The 22,824-nt window shown below is 65.7% G+C and carries 24 protein-coding genes; 13 read left to right on the forward strand and 11 right to left on the reverse strand.

The features are described 5' to 3' along the window. Positions 1-4: 4 nt before the first annotated feature. The 5 genes from xylB (at position 5) to I4484_RS06680 (ending at position 5,685) form a co-directional block, all read left to right on the forward strand. Positions 5-1,489 carry a xylulokinase gene (gene xylB, locus I4484_RS06660; protein ID WP_197450200.1) on the forward strand — a complete coding sequence of 495 codons (1,485 nt, stop codon included), beginning with the start codon at positions 5-7 and terminating at the stop codon, positions 1,487-1,489. 33 nt (positions 1,490-1,522) lie between these two features. After that, on the forward strand, positions 1,523-2,473 hold the full coding sequence (gene tal, locus I4484_RS06665) for a transaldolase (RefSeq protein WP_197450201.1): 951 nt from the start codon (positions 1,523-1,525) through the stop codon (positions 2,471-2,473). Positions 2,474-2,783: 310 nt separating this feature from the next. After that, complete coding sequence (dctP, locus tag I4484_RS06670; protein ID WP_197450202.1) at positions 2,784-3,794, forward strand: TRAP transporter substrate-binding protein DctP; 1,011 nt, start codon at positions 2,784-2,786, stop codon at positions 3,792-3,794. Between the two features lie 68 nt (positions 3,795-3,862). Beyond that, on the forward strand, positions 3,863-4,390 hold the full coding sequence (locus I4484_RS06675; protein WP_197450203.1) for a TRAP transporter small permease: 528 nt from the start codon (positions 3,863-3,865) through the stop codon (positions 4,388-4,390). Further along, complete coding sequence (locus I4484_RS06680; RefSeq protein ID WP_197450204.1) at positions 4,390-5,685, forward strand: TRAP transporter large permease; 1,296 nt, start codon at positions 4,390-4,392, stop codon at positions 5,683-5,685. Before I4484_RS06675 ends, I4484_RS06680 begins: the two co-directional genes overlap by 1 nt. A gap of 52 nt (positions 5,686-5,737) precedes the next feature. On the opposite strand, the gene I4484_RS06685 is transcribed toward I4484_RS06680, so the two are convergent. After that, positions 5,738-6,049, reverse strand: coding sequence for an NGG1p interacting factor NIF3 (locus I4484_RS06685; protein ID WP_197450205.1), 312 nt, complete (start codon positions 6,047-6,049; stop codon positions 5,738-5,740). Positions 6,050-6,227: 178 nt separating this feature from the next. Here I4484_RS06685 and I4484_RS06690 point away from each other — a divergent pair, with 178 nt between their 5' ends. The 6 genes from I4484_RS06690 to I4484_RS06715 all read left to right on the forward strand — a co-directional run bounded on the left by I4484_RS06690 (position 6,228) and on the right by I4484_RS06715 (position 13,528). Then, complete coding sequence (locus tag I4484_RS06690; protein WP_197450206.1) at positions 6,228-6,734, forward strand: fasciclin domain-containing protein; 507 nt, start codon at positions 6,228-6,230, stop codon at positions 6,732-6,734. A gap of 121 nt (positions 6,735-6,855) precedes the next feature. Beyond that, positions 6,856-7,701, forward strand: coding sequence for a fructosamine kinase family protein (locus tag I4484_RS06695; protein WP_197450207.1), 846 nt, complete (start codon positions 6,856-6,858; stop codon positions 7,699-7,701). 65 nt (positions 7,702-7,766) lie between these two features. Continuing rightward, positions 7,767-8,165 (forward strand): hypothetical protein, encoded by a 399-nt coding sequence (locus I4484_RS06700; protein ID WP_197450208.1) that lies wholly within the window; start codon positions 7,767-7,769, stop codon positions 8,163-8,165. Between the two features lie 79 nt (positions 8,166-8,244). Then, a complete protein-coding gene (locus I4484_RS06705) occupies positions 8,245-9,528 on the forward strand; it encodes an efflux RND transporter periplasmic adaptor subunit (protein ID WP_197450209.1) in 1,284 nt (427 codons plus the stop codon). Further along, positions 9,525-12,692 carry an efflux RND transporter permease subunit gene (locus I4484_RS06710; protein ID WP_197450210.1) on the forward strand — a complete coding sequence of 1,056 codons (3,168 nt, stop codon included), beginning with the start codon at positions 9,525-9,527 and terminating at the stop codon, positions 12,690-12,692. Before I4484_RS06705 ends, I4484_RS06710 begins: the two co-directional genes overlap by 4 nt. Positions 12,693-12,835: 143 nt before the next feature. Beyond that, a complete protein-coding gene (locus tag I4484_RS06715; protein WP_197450211.1) occupies positions 12,836-13,528 on the forward strand; it encodes a hypothetical protein in 693 nt (230 codons plus the stop codon). An 8-nt stretch (positions 13,529-13,536) separates the two neighbouring features. On the opposite strand, the gene I4484_RS06720 is transcribed toward I4484_RS06715, so the two are convergent. Next, the gene (locus tag I4484_RS06720) at positions 13,537-14,154 is read right to left on the reverse strand and encodes a TetR family transcriptional regulator (protein WP_197450212.1); all 618 of its coding nucleotides are present in this window, start codon (positions 14,152-14,154) and stop codon (positions 13,537-13,539) included. Positions 14,155-14,333: 179 nt separating this feature from the next. Here I4484_RS06720 and I4484_RS06725 point away from each other — a divergent pair, with 179 nt between their 5' ends. Continuing rightward, entirely contained in the window at positions 14,334-15,365 is a 1,032-nt protein-coding gene (locus I4484_RS06725; RefSeq protein WP_197450213.1) for a succinylglutamate desuccinylase/aspartoacylase family protein, read from the forward strand. Here the strand turns inward: I4484_RS06725 and dusA are convergent, their stop codons facing one another. Next, the gene (dusA, locus tag I4484_RS06730; RefSeq protein WP_197450214.1) at positions 15,366-16,427 is read right to left on the reverse strand and encodes a tRNA dihydrouridine(20/20a) synthase DusA; all 1,062 of its coding nucleotides are present in this window, start codon (positions 16,425-16,427) and stop codon (positions 15,366-15,368) included. A 100-nt stretch (positions 16,428-16,527) separates the two neighbouring features. On the opposite strand from dusA, the gene I4484_RS06735 reads away from it, so the two are divergent. Further along, positions 16,528-17,583 carry a site-specific integrase gene (locus I4484_RS06735; RefSeq protein ID WP_197450215.1) on the forward strand — a complete coding sequence of 352 codons (1,056 nt, stop codon included), beginning with the start codon at positions 16,528-16,530 and terminating at the stop codon, positions 17,581-17,583. Position 17,584: 1 nt separating this feature from the next. Here I4484_RS06735 and I4484_RS06740 read toward each other — a convergent pair whose 3' ends face one another. From I4484_RS06740 to I4484_RS06775, 8 genes are all read right to left on the reverse strand, one after another. After that, positions 17,585-18,412 (reverse strand): HNH endonuclease signature motif containing protein, encoded by an 828-nt coding sequence (locus I4484_RS06740; protein WP_197450216.1) that lies wholly within the window; start codon positions 18,410-18,412, stop codon positions 17,585-17,587. Next, a complete protein-coding gene (locus I4484_RS06745) occupies positions 18,399-18,785 on the reverse strand; it encodes a (deoxy)nucleoside triphosphate pyrophosphohydrolase (RefSeq protein ID WP_197450217.1) in 387 nt (128 codons plus the stop codon). Before I4484_RS06745 ends, I4484_RS06740 begins: the two co-directional genes overlap by 14 nt. A gap of 63 nt (positions 18,786-18,848) precedes the next feature. Then, positions 18,849-19,106 carry a pyocin activator PrtN family protein gene (locus I4484_RS06750; RefSeq protein WP_197450218.1) on the reverse strand — a complete coding sequence of 86 codons (258 nt, stop codon included), beginning with the start codon at positions 19,104-19,106 and terminating at the stop codon, positions 18,849-18,851. Beyond that, positions 19,103-19,390: a hypothetical protein gene (locus I4484_RS06755; protein WP_197450219.1), complete on the reverse strand. Its 288-nt coding sequence runs from the start codon at positions 19,388-19,390 to the stop codon at positions 19,103-19,105. Before I4484_RS06755 ends, I4484_RS06750 begins: the two co-directional genes overlap by 4 nt. Further along, positions 19,377-19,595, reverse strand: a complete 219-nt coding sequence (locus I4484_RS06760) for a TraR/DksA C4-type zinc finger protein (protein ID WP_197450220.1) — start codon at positions 19,593-19,595, stop codon at positions 19,377-19,379. The genes I4484_RS06755 and I4484_RS06760 overlap by 14 nt, the downstream gene beginning before the upstream one ends. After that, positions 19,588-19,803, reverse strand: coding sequence for a hypothetical protein (locus I4484_RS06765; RefSeq protein ID WP_197450221.1), 216 nt, complete (start codon positions 19,801-19,803; stop codon positions 19,588-19,590). Before I4484_RS06765 ends, I4484_RS06760 begins: the two co-directional genes overlap by 8 nt. A 10-nt stretch (positions 19,804-19,813) precedes the next feature. Further along, on the reverse strand, positions 19,814-20,143 hold the full coding sequence (locus tag I4484_RS06770) for a phage antirepressor KilAC domain-containing protein (protein WP_197450222.1): 330 nt from the start codon (positions 20,141-20,143) through the stop codon (positions 19,814-19,816). A gap of 20 nt (positions 20,144-20,163) precedes the next feature. Further along, positions 20,164-22,812, reverse strand: coding sequence for a toprim domain-containing protein (locus I4484_RS06775; RefSeq protein WP_197450223.1), 2,649 nt, complete (start codon positions 22,810-22,812; stop codon positions 20,164-20,166). Between the last annotated feature and the right edge of the window lie 12 nt (positions 22,813-22,824).

The following is a 22,824-nucleotide window of genomic DNA, read 5'->3' on the forward strand; positions in this document are numbered from 1 at the left end:
CGGCATGTACATCGGGGTGGATTGCGGTACCCAGAGCACCAAGGTCGTGGTGGTCGACGTCGAGGGCGAGACGATCCTCGCCGAGGCGAGTCGTCCCCATCGCCTGGTGGAGGGGGCGAACGGGCGTCGCGAGCAGGCGCCGGAGGAGTGGCTCGAGGCCTTCCGCGGCGCCTTCGAGGAGGCCATGGGCCGGGCCGGCATCGCTCGCGGGGCGATCCGTGCCATCGGCGTCTCCGGCCAACAGCACGGCATGGTGGCACTGGATGCCGAAGGCCTGCCGGTGCATCCCGCCAAGCTGTGGTGCGACACCGAGACGGCGGCGCACAACGCCGCGCTGGTCGAGCGCCTGGGCGGGGCGGCGGGCTGTCTCGAGAAGCTCGGCCTGGTGCTGCAGACCGGCTACACCGCCTCCAAGCTCGCCTGGCTGCGCGATACCAACCCGGCTGCCTATCGACGTATCGACGCCATCCTGCTGCCCCACGACTACCTCAACTACTGGCTCACCGGCGAGAAGGTGGCGGAGGCGGGCGACGCTTCCGGCACCGGCTACTTCGATACCCGTTCGCGGCGCTGGCGCCGTGACGTCTTCGCCGCGATCGCCCCGGAGCTCGATCCCTCGCGTGTGCTGCCGCGCCTGATCGACTCCCGCGAGCCTGCCGGCACGCTGCGCCCGGAGGTCGCCCGCGAACTGGGGCTGGGCGAGGGCGTGCTGGTCGCGAGCGGAGGGGGCGACAACATGCTCGGTGCCATCGGCACCGGCAACATTGCCCCCGGCATCGTCACCCTGAGCCTTGGCACCTCGGGCACGGTGTGTGCCTATTCGCCCGAGCCGGTGCTTGCCGCGAGCGACATGGTGGCCAACTTCTGCGCCAGCCATGGCGGCTGGTTGCCGCTGATCTGCACCATGAACGTGACCTCCGCCAGTACCCTGGTGCGCGAACTCTTCGACCTCGACCTGGTCGCCTTCGGCGAGCGCCTGGCCGCCGCCCCGATCGGTGCCGAGGGCGTGACGGTGCTGCCGTTCTTCAACGGCGAGCGGGTCCCGGCGCTGCCGCACGCCTCGGCCAGCTTCCTGGGACTCGACAGCCGCAACCTGACCCAGGCCAACCTGTGCCGGGCGGTGGTGGAGAGCGCCACCTTCGGCCTGCGCTATGGCCTCGAACTGCTCGGACCGCTGGCCGCCGGGGCGAGCCAGATCCGCCTGATCGGCGGCGGCGCCAAGAGCCCGCTATGGCGCCAGATGGTGGCCGACGTGACGGCGACCCAGGTGGTCTGCCCGCAGGTGACCGATGCCGCCGCGCTCGGGGCGGCGCTCCAGGCGGCCTGGTGTGAGCGTCCGGACGCCACGCTGCCCGCGCTGTGCGAGCGTCTGGTGCATCTCGACGAGGCCTCGCTGGCCGAGCCGAAGGCGACCAGCGTAAGCGCCTACGAGACGGTCTACGCCCGCTATCGCGAGGCGCTGGCCGCCCAGCACGGCATTCCGGCCTGATCCCTTCCTTCCTCAGCCTACGGAGCATTGTCCATGACGACTCGACTCGACGCCCTCAAGCAACATTCGCTGGTCGTCGCCGACACCGGCGACCTCGAGGCCATTCGTCGCTACCAGCCGCAGGATGCCACTACCAATCCCTCGCTGCTGCTCAAGGCCTTCGACCTGCCGGGCTACCAGGCGCTGATCGAGGAGGAGCTCGCCGCGGTCAAGGGCGAGACCCGCGACCCGCGGGCCCGGATCGAGCGAGCCGTGGACCGCCTGGCCGTGGCCAAAGGGGCGGAAATTGCCAAGTGGGTGCCGGGGCGGGTGTCCACCGAAGTGGCCGCCAAGCTCTCCTTCGACACCGCGGCCAGCGTGCGCAAGGCCCATGAGCTGATCGAGCTGTACGAGCGCCGAGGCGTCGGCCGCGAGCGGGTGCTGATCAAGCTGGCTTCCACCTGGGAGGGCATTCGCGCCGCCGAACGACTCGAGCGGGAGGGCATCAACTGCAACCTCACGCTGCTGTTCAGCGACGCCCAGGCCCAGGCCTGCTTCGATGCCGGCGTGTTCCTGATCTCGCCGTTCGTCGGCCGGGTCACCGACTGGTACAAGAAGGAGACTGGCAAGGAGTACGCGCCGGATGAGGATCCCGGGGTGAAGTTCGTGCGCAGCGTGTGCGAGCGCGCCGGTCGTGGCGGCTATGACACCGTGGTGATGGGAGCGAGCTTTCGCACCAGCGGCCAGGTACTGGCGCTGGCCGGTTGTCATCGCCTGACGATCTCCCCGGCGCTGCTCGAAGAGCTGGCCTCGCAGCAGGGTGACGTCGTCAAGCGGGTGACGTTCCCATCTCCCGGCGAGCGCCCCGCGCCGCTCACCGAGCCCGCGTTCCGCTGGCAGCACAACCAGGACGCCATGGCCAACGACAAGCTGGCCGAAGGCATTCGCCGCTTCGCCGAGGATCAGGAGCAGCTCGAACGGCGCATTGCCGAGCGGCTGGGCTGACCACAACGCATTCCCTTGTCCATGATCCAGATCAGGGTTTCGGCTTTCGGGCCGCAACCCTATCCGTTTGCGACACTGTTCTTGGTCCCGGCGACGGCCCGGATTGCTCTGTCGAAGGCGACTTAGGGGCTTTGCGAGGAGCTAAATGGAAAGAAGTCAGAATTTTCAATATTTATTTGGTCTTAAATTCCAAGAATTTGTCTTATTACAGGATAATAATGCTTTTTTTTGGCTTGCGAAGGCGCATTGACCGCTTTTTTTCGGCTCGGTACATATTGGCCTGCCAACCACAACAACCGAGAGAGCCAAGATGTTCGCGACCCGCAAGATCCTGCCACGCCTGAGCGCTCTGACTCTGGGGGTCTGCCTGATAGGCAGCACCCTGGCCGCCGAAGCCGCTACTCTGCGCCTGGCCACCGACTCCGGCACCCAGGGCTCGCCGGCTGGTGATACCCTCGACGAGTGGAGCCGACTGATCGAGGAGAAGTCGGGCGGTGAACTCGAGGTCGAGGTCTACTATCAGAACGAGCTGGGCGGCCAGCAGGAGGTCTTCGACTTGCTGGTGGCCGGCGGTATCGACATGATGCTCAGCTGGCCGATGACTGCCTACGACAAGCGCATCGGGATCATTTATACCCCCTACATGACGCTCTCCTGGGACGAGGCCATTGAGGCCTACAGCCCGGGTGGCTGGGTCAACGAGCTGCTCGGCGACGTCTTCGCCGACATCGGCCTGAAGTTCTTCGGCCCCTGGCCCGAGGGCTTCAACGGCGTGGCCTCGCGCGGTCAGTACGCGCTGGACATGGAGAGTGCCGACGGCCTGACCGTGCGCACCATGACCGTCTTCCCGGCCCCGCAGACCATGCAGGCGCTGGGCTACCAGACCGCCGCCATCGATTGGGGCGAGGTCTATACCGCCTTGCAGACCGGCGTGGTGGACGGCGAAGCGGGCAACGTCATCTACTGGCCCTACGAGTACTTCCGCGACACCTTGGACTACTACGTCCACACCAAGCACTTCTTCATGACTGGCATCCTGACCATGAACATGGGCTCCTACGAGCGCCTGAGCGAGGCGCACCAGCAGGTGGTCAGCGAGGCGGCCCGCGAGGTCATGGAGCAGCAGTTCGTCGACGCCCGCGAGCGCGACGAGCACTACATCGCCAAGGCGCAGGAAGAGGGCATGGAGTATTTCGCCTTGCCCGAGGAGACCCTCGAAGATTTTGCCCGCCGCGCCCGTGAGCAGGTCTGGCCGCTCATGGAGGAGGAGCTGGGTACCGAGATCATGGACACCGTCCGCGCCAACGCCACCCCGCTGTGACGTTCTCCTCCTGAACCCTGGCGCCGGCCCGTCTTCCGGGTCGGCGTCCCCGTTGTGAGGGCCCTCGCATGCAATCCTTCCTCAAGGCCTTGGACGAGAAGGTCGGCTGGCTGCTCAACGCCGTCGCCTTCGTGACGAGTCTGCTCGTCGTCGGGCTGATGCTATTCCTGATACTGGCACGCTATGTCTTCGGTTGGTCACTGGTCGGCACCCTGGAGCTGGTCATGCTCTTTGGCATGTGGCTCTACATGACCGGTGCGATGATCGCCAGCCGGCGCCGCGAACACCTGGTGGTGGACTTCCTCGAACTGCAACTGCGCGATGCGCGCCTCAAGGCGCTGCACAAGACCCTGGTAGCGGTGATCGTGGCCATCATCAGCGCCTGCTTCGTCTACTGGGCTCAGCGCATGCTGGCTTGGGGCATCGAGCGGCCTCAGCACACCCCGGAGCTGTCGATCCCGCTGTGGGTCTCCCAGGCGGCCATCATGCTCGCCAGCGTCGGCTGCTTCTGCTATGCCCTGCGCGATGTGTGGCAGGGCATCGCGGCACTCCGCGGTGCCCGTTCCGGCTATGCGATGGCCGGGGAGGAGTCGTGATGGAAGGCCTGTTCGCGATCCTGCTGCTGCTGCTCCTGATGGGACTGGGCGTGCCCGTCGCCTGGTCTTTCGCCGGGGTGTTGGCCTACCTGGCCATGGCCTACGACGCCAACCTCGATACCCTGATGATGCAGGGCTTCCGCTCGGTGGATTCGGTGATCCTGATCGCGCTGCCGCTGTTCGTGCTGACCGGTTACCTGATGCAGAGTGGTGGCATCGCCAGCCGCCTGGTCACCTTCATCGAGACCTTGGTGGGCCGGCGTCGCGGGGGAATGGGGGCGTCCATGGTGCTGGCCTCCGGGGTGTTCGGCGCCATCGCCGGCACCGCCACCGCGGCGGTGGCCTCCATCGGCACCATCATGATCGGCCCGCTGGAGCAGCGTGGCTACCCCCGCGGCTACTCCTCGGCGCTGCTCGGCATCTCCTCGCTGCTCGGCATTCTGATCCCGCCCTCCATCACCATGATCCTCTTCGCGGTGGTGACGCGACAGTCGGTAGCGGCGTTGTTCGCGGCCACGGTGGGCCCGGCGTTGCTGCTGATCGCGGGATTGATCCTTGCCAACCGCTTCGCCGCGGGCCGGCTGTTCCAGGAGATCGCCAGCGAGGGCCTGGCCAGCGGCCAGGCGCCCTCCAAAGTGCGGGCCACCTGGCGGGCACTGCCGGCGTTGAGCCTGCCGTTCATCATCCTCGGCGGCATCTACGGTGGTGTCTTCACACCTACCGAGGCGGCGGCCGTGGCGGCCTTTGCGGCCATCGTCATCGGCTTCCTGGTCTACCGTGACCAGTCGTTCAAGCACTTTTCGCGCAGCGTGATCGCCGCCTCGGAGACCACCGGCTCGATCATCCTGATCTTGTTGTTCTCCTTCATGATCGGCCGAATCCTGGCCTTCGAGCGCGTGCCGCAGGACCTCACCGAGCTGATCACCACCCTGATCGATAATCCCTTGCTGATCCTGATCGCGGTGAATATCTTCCTGATCGTGGCCGGCGCCATCCTCGACGACGTTTCGGTAACGGTGGTAGTGGCCCCGCTGTTCCTGCCGCTGATGGTGGACACCGGCATTCATCCGGTGCATTTCGGTGCGATCGTCGCTTGCTCGGTGGTGATCGGCGCCAACAGCCCGCCGGTGGCGCCGATCCTCTACATGGCCTGCCGCATCGGCCGGGTGTCGATTCACAAGACCTTCGCGCCGGCGCTGCAACTGATCGCCTTCGTGGGTATACCAATAATGCTGGTGACCACCTTCGTGCCCGAGCTCTCGCTGTTCCTTCCGCGTCTGCTGGGCTTTCTCTAAGGCACAAACCGAAGCACGTCGCCACGGGTTTTCTGAACCCGTGGCCATTCCGTTAGAGTTCCGCCAGCTTCCACACGTCGTAGGCCGGCTCCTCGTAGGGGTGCGCGCGGCGCAGGGCGTCGACGGCAGCGCGGATGAGGTGATCCTCGCAGACCAGTTCCACCTTCACTTCCTCCACCTTCGCCAGGTCGCCGACCCGGCCGATGTGCGGGTCGGCGCCGGCGAGCGGGCGAAACTGACCGGTGCCGCGGGTCTCGAAGCAGCACGCTTCGTAGTCGCCGATGCGCCCGGCGCCGCTGGCGAACACGGCTTCCTTGACCGTTTCGGCATCCTCGAGCGGAACGTAGAAGGCAAGCTTGTACATCGTCTCTTCTCCTTGCAGTGCATGGCCCTCTCCATGATACGTCGTCGCGTGAAGAAGACTACGTGCTGCCGGGCGCGGAAAAAATACTTGTCCAAACTTTATACAAGATATAAGTTGTGTATAGGGTTTGGTCGGCTCGACGCGAACCCTCATCGTTCACCCCATGAGGTACGTAAAGATGACGACGTTGCAACGAGTGGCCATCGGTTGGGTGGGAGCAGGCATGCTGGGTGTCGCCTTGGCGGGCACCGTCCAGGCCGATCATCATGGCGACAAGCAGGATATCGTCGATACCGCGGTCGCAGCCGGGCAGTTCGAGACGCTGGCGGCGGCCCTGGAGGCGGCCGGCCTGGTGGAGACGCTCAAGGGCGAGGGCCCCTTCACCGTGTTCGCCCCCACCGACGAGGCCTTTGGCAAGCTGCCCGAAGGTACCGTGGAGAGCCTGCTCGAACCCGAGAACCGTGAGCAGCTCCAGGCCGTGCTGACCTATCACGTGGTGCCGGGGAAGGTCATGGCCGCTGATGCCATGAACCTCGACAGCGCGACGACGGTACAAGGCCAGGACCTCACCATTACCACCATGAACGGCAGCGTGATGATCGACGACGCCAATGTGATCCAGGCCGACATCGAGGCCAGCAACGGCGTGATCCATGTGATCGACAGCGTGCTGATGCCCGAGTGACGGCCATCTTCTCCGTGTCCGCCTTGCCACCCTTCGGGGTGGCTTTTTGCTGAGCTTGGGCAGCACCGCCGGGCATGGCATGGTGGCGTGGTGCCACCGTACCGATCGGCAAGGAGACATCATGGAACGAACGCTGGCTGACCTGCTGGACGCCCTGGGGCTCTCTTCCCGGGGGGAACTGCAAACGCTTGGGGGCGGCGACATCGCTGCCGTCTACCGACTGGAAACGTCGCAGGGGGCGGTAGTGGTCAAGCGCGACGACCCCAGGCGCGTGGCAGGCGAGGCGGATGGCCTGCTCGCCTTGCGCAAGGCGCAAAGCGCTCTGATCGTGCCCGAGGTGCTGGGCGTCGACGGCGGCTGGCTGATTCTTGAGGCGCTCGAAGCGGGGGCGCGTACGCCGCGCGCTGCCGCGGCGCTGGGCGAGGGGCTTCGCCAACTGCACGCTCACACCGCCGGCGAGCATGGCTGGCCGAGGGACAATGCCTGCGGACGCACGCCGCAACCCAATGCGCCACTCGCCGACGGGCGTGAGTTCCAGCGCGAGCGGCGCCTGCTGCCGCTGGCCCGGGCCTGCCACGAGCGCGGCCTGATGGAGAGCCGGCTACTCGGGCGCATCGAAGCCGTGGCGCAGGCACTGGAGACCTGGCTGCCCGATGCGCCGGCCTGCCTGCTGCACGGTGATCTGTGGTCGGGCAACGTGCTCTACACGCCGCGGGGGCCGGCGATCATCGACCCGGCGGTGTATCGCCATTACCCCGAGGTGGACCTGGCCATGCTGACGCTGTTCGGCTCGCCCGGCGAGGCGTTCTTCGAGGCCTACTGGGAGGGCCGAGAGCCGACCGACTGGCCGCGACGCGAGTCGCTGTTCCAGCTCTATCCGCTGCTCAATCACCTGCTGCTGTTCGGCGGCGGTTATCGCGGCGGTGTCGAACGGGCGGTGGCTGCTCTCGAACATGTCGATCGATAGCCGGCCTATACTGGGAAACCTGGCCGAGCATGCTTGCCATGGCCATCGGCGGGGAGAAAAAGGCGATGAACGACCTGTTGCGGTTGCAGCGAACCAGCCGGTTGGCACCGATACTGGCGGCTTGGCTCGCCGTGTGGGGGACCGCCATGGCCTCCGGGCCTGGTGAACGACTCCATGTGTCCGGATTCCAACCGGTGGTCTCGCCGATGGCCTGGCATCGTGAGCACTGGCGCCGGCACCGTCGGGACCCCGGCTTTACCGTTGAGCTGCCCTGGGCGCTGTTCGATCCCTACTTCTCCTGGGGGCAGGCCCCCCGACCTGTCGAGCCGCCACGCCCCGCGCCGCTGGCCCCGCGCCAGCGTGGCGAGATGTGGCGCGACGACGTGGTAGGCAGTGGCCGTGGCGGCCGCTTCGAGGAGCATCCCGAAGGGCGCATTCTGCGCAGCCGGCCACGTGGCGACTGAGCCTTCTCGATTTACATCCATACAGGCATGAATGTAAAATTTGTCGAACCTTGACGACTCCACGGGAACGACGCACATCATGAAAAGAACCTCTCGACTTGGCCGGGCCACGCTGATGGTGCTGGCCGCCAGTCTGTTGCTGGCCGCCTGTGGCCAGGAAGAGAACCCCGAGGCGCAGCAGCAGGCGGCCGCGCAGCGCCAGCCGCATCCCGTCGAGGTCGTGGCGATCGAGCGTCAGGACATCGCACTGGAAAAGTCCTACCCGTCGCTGTTGCGCAGCGACGACGAGGTTACCCTCGTGGCGCGCATCACGGGCAATCTCGAGGAGCGCCATTTCGAGCCCGGCGAGCAGGTCGAGAGAGGCCAGCGGCTCTTCTCCATCGAGCCCGACGTCTACCAGGCGGCGGTGAACCAGCACGAGGCCAACCTGCAGAGCGCCCAGGCCGAACTGTCCCGTGCCCAGCGCGACGCCGAGCGCTTCGAGCGCCTGCTGAGCCAGAACTCGGTGAGCCAGCAGCAGGTCGACCAGGCGCGCGCGGAGCTGGGCGTCACGCGCGCTGCCGTGGCCCAGGCCGAGGCGGCGCTGGCCAGCGCCCGCATCGACTTGGCCTACGCCGAGGTCGCTGCGCCGGTGTCGGGCGTGATCGGCCTGGCGCAGATCAATGTCGGCAACCTGGTGAGCCCCGGTACCGTCCTGGCTACCATCACTCCGCTGGATCCGCTGGAGGTGCGCTTCCAGTTGCCCCAGCGCGACGCTCTCGAGCTGCGCCAGCAGCTGAACGGCCGCGGCGGCGAGTCGATACGTGCCACGTTGAACGTTCCCGGCGGTAGCGGCGCGGCCGCCCAGCAACTCGAAGGCCAGCTCGATTTCCTCGGCTCGCGCGTGGACGAACGCACCAGCACGGTCCAGGCGAGCGCCTCCTTCGCCAATCCCGACACCCGAGTGCTGCCCGGCCAGTTCGCCCGCGTCAGCCTCGAGGGGCTCAAGCGCTTCGACGTGCTGGCGGTACCCGAGATCGCCGTGACCCAGGGCCTGATGGGGCCCCAGGTGTTCGTGCTCGACGAGGACGACGTGGCCCGTTCGCGCACCGTGGAGCTCGGTGAAGTGGCGGGCCCGTGGCAGATCGTCCGCGGCGGCCTGGAGCCCGGCGAGCGGGTGGTGGTGGGCGACCCGGCCGGCATCGAACCCGGCACGCCCATCGACCCCCGGCCCTTCGAAGGCGATGCCGAGACCCTGGTCGAAGAGGTCGAGCAGGCCGAAGCCGAGGCGGAGCGACAGGCCGCCGAGGCCATGCAGGAGCAGGAAGCCGCCGAGGCCATGCCTGGGGAGGATGCCGCCGAGGGCGGTGAGGACGACGCATGAATTTCTCCAACTTCTTCATCAAGCGCCCGATCTTCGCCACGGTGCTGGCGATCATCCTCACCGTGATGGGGGTGGTGAGCATGCGGGTGCTGCCCATCGAGCAGTATCCCAGCGTGGTGCCGCCCACGGTGTCGGTGCGGGCCCAGTTCCCGGGGGCCGATGCCGAGACGGTGGCGCAGACGGTGGCTGCACCGCTGGCCGAAGCGATCAACGGCGTCGAGGACATGCTCTACATGACCTCGACCAGCGGCGACAACGGCTCCATGAGCCTCGACGTGGCCTTCGACATCGGCACCGACGGCGACATCAACACGATCAACGTCAACAATCGGGTGCAGGGCGCACTGTCGCGCCTGCCCGAGGCGGTGCAGGCCCAGGGCGTGACGGTGGAGCTGCGTTCCAGTTCGATCCTGATGCTGGTGTCGCTGATCTCGCCGCAGGGCGACTACGACAACGTCTTCATGCAGAACTACGCCACGCTCAACATCCTCGACGAGCTGCGCCAGGTGCCCGGCGTGGGCGAGGCCGAAGTGCTCGGCGGCGGCGAGTTCGCCATGCGCGTGTGGATGGACCCCGACAAGCTGGCCCAGTACGACCTGACCCCCACCGAAGTGGCCAGGGCCATTCGCGCCCAGAACACCGAGGTGCCGGCGGGCAACCTGGCGGCCACGCCGCAGCGCGATCCCCGTGCGTTCACCTATACCATCACCGCCGGCGGGCGCCTCAGCGATGTCGAGGACTTCCGCGATATCTTCCTGCGCTCCAATCCCGACGGCTCTGCGCTGCGCCTGGACGACGTGGCGCGCATCGAGCTGGGGGCCTCCTACTACGGCGTTCAGGCCCGCCTGAACGGCGCCACCATGACGCCGATCATCATCAACCAGCAGCCGGGTGCCAACGCGCTGGAAACGGCCCAGGCGGTGCAGGACACCATGGCCGAGCTGGAGTCGCGCTTCCCTCCCGGGCTCGAATACGTAGTGCCCTACGACACCACGCTGTTCATCGGCGCCTCGGTGGACACGGTGACCAAGGTGTTCATCGAGGCGTTCCTGATCGTCGGCGTGATCCTGTTCATCTTCCTGCAGAACTGGCGCTTCACGGTGATCGCCATGTCGGTGGTGCCGGTGTCGGTGCTGGCCACCTTTGCCGGCTTCTACCTGTTCGGCTTCTCGATCAACCTGCTGACGCTGTTCGCGCTGGTGCTCTCGATCGGCATCGTGGTCGACGACGCCATCCTGGTGGTGGAGAACGTCGAGCGCGTGCTCAGCGAGGACGACGAGATCACGGTGACCCAGGCGACCATCCGCGCCATGAAGGAAGTGGGCGGCCCGGTCATCGCCACCTCGCTGATCATGGCGGCGGTATTCGTGCCGGTGGCCTTCCTCGGCGGCTTCACCGGCCAGATCTACCAGCAGTTCGCGATCACCGTGGCGGTCTCGGTGGCCTTCTCGGCGCTGATGGCGTTGACCTTCACCCCGGCGCTCTCGGCGCTGTTCATCAAGCACAAGCCGAAGGGGGTGGGGGAGTCCCGGCTGAAGCGGGCACTCAATACCCCGCTACGGCTGTTCGACCGACTGTTCGCCGGCGTGACCGCCGTCTACATGTGGCTGGTCAAGGTGCTGGTGCGCTTCTGGGGGCTGGCGCTGTTGCTGACGGCGCTGGTCATCGGCGCTTCCTGGTGGCTCTACCAGATCACGCCCTCGACCCTGGTGCCCGAGACCGACCAGGGCATCGTGCTGGCCAGCGTCCAGCTGCCCGACTCCGCCTCCCTGGCGCGCACCCAGAGTTACATGGACGAGCTCAGCTCGCGCATCGAGGAGGTTCCCGGGGTGCGGTACTCCACCGCCGTGGCCGGTTACGACATTCTCTCGAGCTCGGTCAACACCGCGCGGGGGATCATGTTCATCAACATGGAGCCCTGGGACGAGCGTGAGCTGACCGCGACCCAACTGGTGGGGCGGATCATGCAGCTGGGCGCGGAGATCCCGGGCGGTTCGGCCATGGCATTCAACGTACCGCCGATCATGGGGCTCTCCACCACCGGTGGCTTCACCGGCTACCTGCAGTCGTTCGAGGGGGCCTCGCCGCAGGAGCTGTTCCAGGCCTCGGTGCAGGTGATGCAGGCGGCCAACCAGCATCCCGCCCTGCAGCAGGTGTTCACTACCTTCAACGTCAACGTGCCGGGCTATCGCGCCGTGATCGACCAGCAGAAGGCGCTGAGCTACGGCGTGGCGTTGGAAGATCTGAACGCGACCCTGTCGAACACCTTCGGCAACGGCTTCGTCAACTTCTTCAGCTACCAGAACCGCAACTTTCAGGTCTACCTGCAGAACGAGGACAACTTCCGCAAGACCCCGGACGATGTCAGCAGCGTCTACGTGCGCGGCGGCAACGGCGAGCGCATCCCGCTCTCGGAGTTCGTCACGCTCGAGCGCCAGGCCAAGCCGGCGGTGGTATCGCGCTTCGGCGTCTATCTGGGGGCGCAGTTCCAGGGCGGCCCCGCGCCGGGCTACAGCTCGGGCCAGGCGATCGCCGCCATGGACGAGATCGTCGAGGAGACCCTCGGCGGCGGCTGGGGCATGGGCTGGACCGGCACCGCCTACCAGGAGAGCCAGCTCGGCAATACCGCCACGCTGGCCATCGTGTTCGGCATCCTGATGGTATTCCTGATCCTGGCGGCGCAGTACGAGAGCTGGTCGCTGCCGCTGGCGGTGCTCACGGCGACGCCCTTCGCCTTCCTCGGCGGCATCGGCGGCATTGTCCTGCGCGGGCTCGACACCAGCGTCTACGTGGAGATCGGCATGCTGGTGGTGGTGGGCCTGGCGGCCAAGAACGCTATCCTGATCGTCGAATTCGCCGAGCTGCAGCGCAGGGAGCAGGGCAAGTCGATCCGCGAGGCGGCCATCACCGCGGCCGAGCTGCGCTTCCGGCCGATCGTGATGACCTCGCTGGCATTCATCTTCGGTACCCTGCCGCTGGCGTTGGCGAGCGGGGCGAGCGACGTCAGCAGCCACCACATCGGCACCACCGTGGCGGTGGGTATGGCCTCGGTGGCGGTGCTCGGCAGCCTCTTCGTACCGAGCTTCTACGCCGTGATCGCCCGCATCTCCGACTGGCTCCGCCATCGGCTGTGGGGCCGGCGCGAGATGACAGCCGAGCACTGAGCGGCCATCATGCCGCCGGCAGCTGACGGGGCGCCATCCTGCGGGATGGCGCCCCGTTTCATTGCGTGAGCGGCAGCATGTCCGACGCGGGGCCCCATGGGCTAGGCTGATGGTGAGCCGAGCGAGAACGTAAGGAGGCCGTCATGGAAGCGCTGCGTCAGATCGCCCTGAGTTTTCCTGTCGTCGTCTTCAGCGCCCTGCTGCCATTGGTGCTGCTCTACTGGCTGCTGGTGCTGCTGCGCCTGGCGCCGCTGGAACTGTTCGCCCGCGACAGCCTGAAGGGGGATCATCTGGCAAGCACCATGGTGGCGCTGGGCTTCGCCGGCGTACCGGTGACCTTTGCCCTTAGCGTGCTGTTGGCACTGGCGGGGGGGATCACGCTGACGATCGAGCTGGCCGTGCTGCGCTGGTTGCCGCTGGGGCTATTCCGCATTCCGGTGGGTGTGGCGGCGCTGTGGGCGGCCTTCGTGCTTGCTTCGCCCGTGGCGGCGGGCCTGTGCCATGCGCTGCATCGCCGCTTGCATCGGCTGGCGCAGGCGCAGCCGCGCTGCCTGCTGGGCGAAGTCGTGCAGGTACGCTCCGCGCCCGATGCGCAGGGCTGGGCCACGGCCACCCTGGACGACGACCCGGCGTGCGAGGTTCGCCTGCACGCCAAGCCCGACGACCTGCCCCTTCCGGGCGAGCGGCGGGTACTGGTCAAGTACGTGGCCGGTGAGGGCGCCTACCGCAGCGTGGCGCAGCGCCGCTACTGCGAGGCGCGCGAGCACCTGCGGCGGATGCGCCTGGCCCGCGGCGGCACCGGGGCGGGACATGGCGGCGCTCAGGCGCCCTTGTAACCTCGTTCCTACGAGGAAGAGCGCAGCAGCCGCAGCTGCGTTTCGATGAGCTGTGCGCCTCGCTCCTGCAGGCTGAAGGTCTCGTAGTTGCGCAGCCAATCGTGGAACAGGCCGCCGAGGATGGCCTGCAGCAACCTGGCTGCCACTTCGGGTGAGAGGTCCTGGCGCAGATGGCCCATGCGGGCGGCACTGGTGAAATAGCCGAGCAGGGCGCCGCAGGCCTCCTCGGCCATCTCGTTCTGCATCGCCAGCGGGTCGATCTCGGCGAAGGTTTCGCAATGGTGGATCAGGATCGCGTGCACGCGGCGATAGCGCGGCTGCTCGAGGCGCGCGAAACCGCTCAAGCAGGCCTGACGGATGGCTTCCAGTGGTTTGTTGGCGAGTTCCGGGTCGCCGATCTCCTCGACCAGTTCCTCGAACGGCATGCGTACCCGCTGCAGCATGGCGCGGAACAGGTCGGCCTTGTTCTTGAAGTGCCAGTACACGGCGCCACGGGTCATACCGGCCTCGCGGGCGATCTGCTCCAGCGAGGTGCGGGCCACGCCACGTTCGAGGAAGACAGCCTCGGCGGCATCGAGCAGGGCTTCGCGTGTGGCGGCGGCTTCTGCCTTGGTACGTCGGGCCATGGTGGGGCGGTTCTCCTCGGCACTGCAATGTTTTTGTCATTCTAACCCAAGCATGAGTCGCTTACATTCGTATATGTATGTCATGCTTTCCGGTGTGACGCCATCGCCCCCTGTCCCTCGTATTCCACGCAGTGGCAAGGTATAACGGGTCGAACACTGTTCTGCTTCTGGAAGGGCCCATGCCCCGCGCATCTTTTGAGCTCAACGGCATCAGGATCAATCCCGGCAGCCGCCTTCAAGTCGACGTGCCGGTAGCGCGACTCTACACTCATGCTCCGCTGCACATCCCCGTCGAGGTGGTGCATGGTCGCCGCCAGGGACCGGTCATGCTGGTCTGCGGTGGTATTCATGGCGACGAGATCAACAGCGTCGAGATCGTGCGCCGGCTGATGCGCTCGCGCCAGATTCAGGGGCTCAACGGCACGCTGATCGCCGTGCCTATCGTCAACGTGTTCGGCTTCATGCAGCACAGCCGCTACCTGCCCGACCGGCGCGACCTCAACCGCTGCTTCCCCGGCAGCGAAACGGGCTCGCTGGGGGCACGGGTGGCGGCGCTGTTCCGAGAGCAGATCGTCGATCACGCCACGCACATCATCGATCTGCACACCGGGGCCATCCATCGCACCAACCTGCCGCAGATTCGCGCCCAGTTGAGCCCGGGAAGCGAGACCGAGCGCATGGCCAACGCCTTCGGCGCGCCGGTGATTCTCAATGCGGAACTGCGCGAGGGCAGCCTGCGCCACTACGCCCAGACGCGGGGTATCCCGGTGTTGACCTACGAGGCCGGCGAGGCGCTGCGTTTTGACGAGTGGGCGATTACCCCGGGGGTGCGTGGCGTGCTGCGGGTCATGCGGCGGCTGGGCATGTTGGCGGGTGAGCATCGCCGCCGGCCGCCCCCGGCGGCCGAACTGGCCAACGGTTCGAGCTGGGCGCGAGCGCCCATCGACGGCATCCTGCGTCCCAAGGTGCGCCTCGGCGCGCGGGTGAGCAAGGGTGACGTGCTGGGGAAGGTGGCGGACCCCTTCGGCAACGCCGAGGCCAGTGTGAAGGCCATGGCCGACGGCATCGTGATCGGCATGAGCCGGCTGCCGCTGGCCAACGAGGGTGAGGCGCTGTTCCACATCGCCCGCTTCGATGCCATCGAGGAGGCCGAGAGCGCCATCGAGACCTTCCACTCCAGCCTCGAGCCGCCACCCGACCCGCTCTACTGATCACGCCTCGGCAAGGCAGGGCCTGGCGGCGCTCTCGTCTCTCTCCGGCACCAGGCTCAGCGCATCGTCGAAGACCCGCAGGCAGGCGCCGTCGAGATGGCCGTTTTCGGAGAGGTGGCGGCGGAAGCGGCGTCCGCCCGGCTGGCCCTGGAACAGGCCCAGCAGGTGGCGGGTGACGTGGTTGAGCTTGGCGCCCTCCTCGAGCCGGCGGGCAATGTAGGGGCGGAAGGCGCGGGCGGCGGCATGCCGGCTCGCGGCCGGGCCGGGCACGCCGTACAGCGCCTCATCCACCTCGGCCAGCAGCCACGGGTTCTGGTAGGCCTCGCGGCCGACCATCACGCTGTCCACGTGAGCCAGCTGCTCGCGACACTCGTCGAGGGTCTTGATGCCGCCGTTGATGCCGACGTGCAGCGCCGGCCGGCTGGCCTTGAGGCGGTGCACCCGCGGGTAATTCAGCGGCGGTATGTCGCGGTTCTCCTTGGGCGAGAGCCCCTGCAGCCACGCCTTGCGCGCGTGCACGATGAACGTCTCGCAGCCGGCGTCCGCCACCGTGGCGATGAAGCGCTCCAGATCGGCGTCCTCGTCCTGATCGTCGATACCGATGCGACACTTCACCGTGACCGGAATGCTCACCGCCTCGCGCATCGCGCGTACCGCCGCGGCCACCTTCTCGGGGTGGCCCATCAGGCAGGCGCCGATCAGGTTGTTCTGCACCCGGTCGCTGGGGCAGCCGACGTTGAGGTTCACCTCGTCATAGCCCCATTCCTCGGCGATCGCCGCGCACTCGGCCAGCTCGCCCGGGTCGCTGCCGCCCAGCTGCAGCGCGATGGGGTGCTCCACCTCGCCGTAGCCGAGGAATCGCTCCCGCGGGCTGCCGTGCAGAATCGCCCCGGTGGTCACCATCTCGGTATACAGCAGCGCCTGACGGGTCAGGGTGCGGGCGAAGGCACGGTAGTCGCGGGTGGTCCAGTCCATCATCGGCGCTACGGAGAACGTCCTATCCAGCTTAGGGCGCGTCGTGCCAGTATTCATGCGGGTTGTGGCGGTTGCCTTCTCATTCATAACTGTTCATATTTACAGTGTTCATGCCTCGTTTTGCGCTATTGCTTGGTACATTTTTGGCACACGAGGCACTGGCGATTTGGTACATCGGAGGATGCGCGTGGCGACGATCAGGAAGCGTCGGAAAAAGGACGGCAGTTTCTCATACATGGCCCAGATACGCATCGCTCGGCGTGGACAACAAGACCACTCCGAATCGCGGACGTTCCCCAGAAAGGCCATGGCCGAGGAGTGGGCCAAGCGTCGTGAGCTCGAGCTAATGCAGCCTGGCGGCATCCTGACGGCCAAATGGCGTGGCGTGACATTGAACGACGCCATAGAGCGCTACCTGCACGAGTTCGCCCAAGATGCCGGCCGCAGCAAGCTCGCCACGATCAAGCAACTGCAGCGATTCCCGATTTCGCGGGTGATGATAAACGAGCTTGGCAGCGAACAGATCATCGAGCATGCGGTGATGCGCAAGAATAGCGGCATCAAGCCCGCCACCGTAAACCAGGACATTGTCTGGATCGGGATCATCCTCAAGACGGCCGCGGCCGCCTGGAAGATGCCGGTGAACCTGAACGACTTCGAAGCGGCCAAGCTGCTGCTGCGTAGCAAAGGGCTGATCGGCAACCCCACCGCTCGAAGCCGGCGGCCAACGGATGCTGAGCTTGAGCGGATCCGCGGCTATTTTCGTCGGTCACAGCGCATCCGGCCTACCGCCCTTATCCCGATGGAAGACATTATGGACTTTGCTATTGCTTCCTCGAGGCGCCGTGAGGAGATCACCCGGATCCAGTGGTCCGACTTGGATGAAGAGGCCATGACCTGCTGGGTGCGCGATGCGAAGCATCCCCGGCAGAAGTGGGGCAACCATAAGCGCTTCAAGCTGACACATGAGGCGATGGCCATCATCAAGCGGCAGCCCAGGGCGGCGGGGGAAGACAGGATCTTCCCCTACAACCCTAAATCGATCGGTACACGATGGCAGGCGACCACGGCTGCTTGCGGCATCGAGGATTTACGCTTCCACGATCTGCGCCATGAGGCGACGTCGCGGCTGTTCGAAGCGGGGTATGAAATCGTGGAAGTGCAGCAGTTCACGCTGCACGAGAGCTGGGACGTACTGAAGCGGTATACGCACCTACGCCCCGAAAAGCTGAAGTTGAGGTGACTTATCTGCTCTTAGCTATTGATTGGAGATGCTTGATGTCTGCTGGCAGGTTGAGGGCATGCATTTTGCGATGACAATTTGGACAAAGGGCTACAGTATTTTCAATAGTGTCCTCTCCACCAGCAGCTAGCCATTCTATGTGGTGGCACTCCAAGTAAGGTCTTCCATTCCTGGTATGAAAGGGCGCATGCTCTTTGCATAGATCACAAATCCCCCGGGCACGTCGCTTGGCGTACTCAGCCACGTAGGGTGATCTCCCGTACTGCGTCGCAATGGTTGGGCGACTGCCTGTCTGCGCTGGAGCGTTTATGGCACGCTGGCGAAGCTCCTCGTCAGAAAGCTTTGTGGCTTCCCTTTCCTTTTTCTCGAATGCTTGCTTGGCCGCTTCCTGATCCATAACCGGTAAGCGGGATGACCTGAGCTGAAGCGGGAACAGCCAGGCTTTCCGCTCGTTACCATTCGCGTCGGGTTGAGTCGCCTGGTAGGGGGGCGAGATGCGGACGACCTCGCCTACATAGGTGTATTCCTTGCGCTTGAATACTTCAAAGAGATGCACCGCTACACCATTGCCGGGGCTCTCATTCAGGGTCTTGTTCTGAGCAAAATTGAGTTCCATTTCACCGGTCTGACCCATGCCGGTGTAGTGGATAACATCGCCTTCCCAGCGATCTTCATAGATCGACTCGATGTGGTTCGTGACGATGACGAGGGTATTGGTCTTCTTGGCTCGCCGCATTCCGCCTTGGGGGCTGCAGCCGAAGATATCGCACAGTTGGTCATTCGAGATAACGTCACCAGGGGTAAGCGCTTTTATGTTATCCGTAGACATTGATTACTTCCTTGGCGATGGGAATATCGGCAGGGGCGAGCTCGTAGCTCAGCATATCGGCTATAGGGACCCACGCGATGCGATCATGGACCGTCAGCCCTGGTTCTTCGAGGCTAATGTCTACTAGGACGCCGATGAGTTTGATGGCACCAGCTTCGTACTGATAGACACTCTCGGTGAAAACCTGTCTTGCCCTACAAGATAGCGAGAGCTCCTCTCGGATCTCTCGCTCGATGCATTGCTGAATGGTCTCGCTGGGCTCTTGCTTGCCGCCTGGGAATTCCCATAAGCCTGCGAGGCTTTGCCCCGGTGCCCTGCGAGCCAGCAGGATATGACCATCTCTGATAGCGAGTGCGGCGGCGACATGCTTCAAAGCAGGCTCTCCCAGGCGTAACGAAACGTAAGCCTAACTCAGCCTACCTTGGCACTTCTACCATCACGTATTAACACGCTGCCACAGTTGACGTGCCTCGTCCCTCTTCTCATCGAGGTACTTGGCAAGATCCACGGCACTGACCAGCCAGGGCGATTTCTGCGAGTCGCCGGCGCGGTAGACAGGTACTGGCAGGGCCTGGGCGCCGGCGCGCATGCTGGCGGTGCGGGCGTTGATGCCGAAGTAGCGGGGTGCGACTTCCTCGAGGGGGATCTCGGCGCGACCGTCGAACTCGGCGAGCAGTCCGAAGTAGGTGTTCATGCTTGGCTCCTCTGCGTAGCACGCCAGCTGCCGTAGCGGGCGCGTATGCCCTCGAAGGTGGCGGCGGCGTAGGGGTTGTGATCGAGCTCGGCTCGGCTTTCGATGTGGCAGGCCTGGCAGAGCCAGTCCCGCGCGTCCTGTTCGTTGTGGGTACCGTCGGGCAGCTGGCTGGGCGTGAGGCCGAACTTGTGCCGCTTGCGCCGATCCAGGTAGAGCCGAAACAGCTCGTCCTGGCAGAGCATGGCGGCGGTTCTGGCCAGCCGGCCGCCCTTAACGGGCGGCATGCTTGCCCCTCCTTTCCCGAATGCTCTGGCAATTGATGCAGGTGGTTGCCCAGGGCGCGGCGAGGCGGCGAGCTTGGGGGATCTCCACGCCGCACTCCTCGCACCAGGGATCGGTGGCCACGGTGTTGGGCAGTTGGGCGCGGGCCAGCGCGCTGGCCAGTGAGGTTTCGATGATCTCGCCGGCGAGATCCGCGGTATCAGCCATGGGTTTGCTCCTGGTGTTGAAGGGTGAATTGCCGGACTCGGTAGCCCTTGGTTTCCTGTTCGTGCCAGAAGTCGGGGTGACGCTCCGGCTCGACGTTGCGGCAGGCGCAGAAGCGGTACTTCGCGCCGTGCGCTGTGTGGTAGAGCGAGCCGACGATCGGCTCGCCGGCGGGCGTCACGACGCCCCAGAGCGGGATGGCAATTGGCATGGGCCTTCTCCTAGTGGGCGCCGCGGCCGGCGCGTGGTTGGGTGGTACGGGGTGGCTGCCGGGTGGCGTGCAGCACCGGCAGGTGGGCGATCTCGATGCCGAGCTTTTGGGCGATGTGGTCCAGGCCAGCATCGGTGACTTCGGTACGGCCGTAGTGGGTCCAGCCGGCGACCGGGTGCCGAAAGGTGCCGGTCTTCACGCGCAGCAGGCGGCCACCGCGGTAGGCGCCGGCGGGCAGGTTGTCGGGGCCGAGCATGCCGGCCTGGCGTAGCCGGCGGGTTAGGGTGTTGCGCCCCAGGTTGAGCAGGGCGGCGGCCTGGTCGAGGGTGTAGGTGCGCATCGCTAGTCTCCCTTTTCCTGTCAGCCACGCTCGAACAGCCAGCACTTGACGGTGCCGCCGTTCGACCGGGTCTTCGAATAAACGGGGTGGTTGGACGCCACGAACTTGCGCGCCTTGCTGCCCTTGAGCTGGCGTTTCAGCTCGCGCATGTCGAAGCGGAAGTGATGGTCGGCGGCGAGCTTCTCGAACTCCTTCAGGTTGATGGCGAGGTAGCCTTGACCAGCGTTGTGGTCGAGCACGTTCTCCACGCGGGTGCGCTCCAGGTACTCGACGGTTTCCCAGAACTCCTCGACCAGCGGGTGATCGGCATTGATAGCCTGTTGCCGCTCGATGGCCATTGCGGCTACCAGGTGGTGTGCCTGGGCGATCGCTTCAGCGGTGAACAGGCCGAGGCCTTTCGGCCCCAGGCAATCCACCAGGGCCGCGATCTGGGCGTGGTTCTGGGCGATGCGCAGCGAGCGCACCTCGGGCATGCCGTGGATCTGCTCGAAGTAGTGGGGCATGTGCTTGGCGTAGAGGCCGAGCAGCTCGCTCTCGCGTGAGGTGGCCTCGAGGATGAAGCGCGACACGTGGTCGATCTTCATGCCCTCGAGGGCCTTGGCCGCGGCGAAGGTTTCGCGGGTCTGGCCTTCCTTGGTGAAGAACAGGTGCACGATGCGCTGCATGATGGCGTCGGAGCCGGCCACGGCGGCGTTCTGGCTGATCACAATGGCGCCACGGAAGGGCGGCTCGTAGGTGTCGCTGCCCATGTTCTTCACGCCGGTGGCGCGCACGCTGCGGCCGTTGTAGGCCGTCTTGAGCTCGTCCCAGTCGAACTGCTTGGCCTTGTTGCCTCCCTCGGCATCGCGATCGGACTCGATCAGCACCACCGGCAGGTTGGCGACCTGGACGAAGCGCCGCGCGCGGCCGGCGGCGGACGACTTGGCCGGGTCGAAGCCTTCCTCGTCGTTGCGGCCGAGCAGCTTCCACATGAACTCGATCAGCGTCGACTTGCCGGCGCCGGCCTCGCCGACGATCTCGAGGAAGGGGAAGCTCTTATCGCGAGAGCGGATCTGCTCGGCGAACAGGGTGCCCAGCCAGAAGGCCAGCGCGACGACGCCCTTGCTGCCGAAGGCGTGCTGGATCAGCCCGGCCCAGTCGGTGCGGTAGTCGTTCGGGTCGTTGTTGATGTGCAGTTGGGTGGACTGTGAGAGGGTCTTGAGCGCGGTGCGGCCCAGCTCGAAAAAGTCCTCGTCGTTGCGCTGGTAGATCTTGCCACCCTTCACCGCGAAGTCGCCCAGCACGTAGGCCTCGTACTCGCGGGCGTAGCCGACGAAGTTGATCGTCTCCACGGTGCGGATGGGCAAGTGCTGCGCCAGGGTGGCATCGAGCTGCTCGGTAGAGCCCGTCCACTGTGCGCCGGGGGCGATCGACAGCAGGCGCTTCTTGAACTCGGTGGCCGAGGCCAGGGCGCTGCCGGTTACGGTGTTCTTCACCGTGTAGCGCTCGCCCGGGTACTCGATGCGGTAGTAGTACCAGCTCTCATCGGTGAGGGCGTTGCGCTGGAAATAGAGCGGGCGCGGATGGCAGTTGGCGATGCGTTTGATCGCGCCGGACTGCTCCAGGGCCTTGTCGCGGGCCTGGCGCTCGCTCATGGGGCGATCGCCGTCGATCAGGTCGCTGTAGATCTTCTGGTACTTGTCCAGGTCGAGCTTGAACCAGTAGGTCTGGCTGCGGTGCACGAAGGGGAACTCACGGCGCTCGGTCTTCTCGTAGATCAGCAGCGCCTTGTCGTTCGCACTGGGGGCGATCAGCAGCGCGCCGTTGTAGCGGTACTCATCAAGGTGCTTCTCGGTGAGTTCGCCGCGCTGATGCAGGTCGTTCCAGTCGCGCCCTTCGCTGGGCTGGGCGGCTTCGCACTCCCAACCGGCGGCACGCGCCCGGCGGATCTGCTTGAGCGTCCACTCCTGGCCGGCCTTGCCGGTATCCAGTGCCCACACCAGGGTAGGGCGAGTGCGGCCGGCTTGCCGGCAGGCCTGATCCAGCGCTTCGAGGGCCTTCTCGGGGTAGTTGTTGCAGCTCATCGCCGATACGGCGGCGATGCCGTGATGGGTAAGCGCGATGGCATCGAAGATGCCCTCGACGATCCACAGCTCATCGACCTCGGCCAATTCCACCGCCGGCGGGCACCACCACTGGCCGCGGTAGCTGCCGCGGAAGTTGGCCTTCTGCTTGCCGAAGCGGGCGGGCTTGTCGATCAGCCGCTCCCACCACACGCCATCGCCCAGGGTGAAGCGCACAGTGGCAGAGGCGGCATCGATCTTGGGATCGAAGAAGCTCTCTTGCGTGTACCAACCCTGGATGCGCTCGAGCTCGAAGCCACGGCCCATGCTCAGGTAGGCATCGGCCACCGGCGTGCTGCTTTGCGGCTTGCCCGGGGCGGGTGGTAGGTTGGCGAAGCGCTCGCTCCAGGAATCGAACAGCTCGGGGAACAGCTCTTTCACGTGGACCTGGCTGCCGCACTTGTTCTCGCGGCCGCACTTCACCATCCAGGGCGCGTCAGACTTGATGAAGGCTTCGCGCTTGCCGCATTCGGGGCAGCGCACCTTCTGCAGGTACGTGCCGCGCTCTTCGGCTTCGAAGTCGCGGATCAGTCGCGTCACGATGTCGTCGCGCAGCCGGTTATCCATGAACGGTGCCTT

The organism is Halomonas sp. SS10-MC5 (assembly GCF_015992245.1).
Lineage (GTDB): Bacteria > Pseudomonadota > Gammaproteobacteria > Pseudomonadales > Halomonadaceae > Halomonas > Halomonas sulfidoxydans.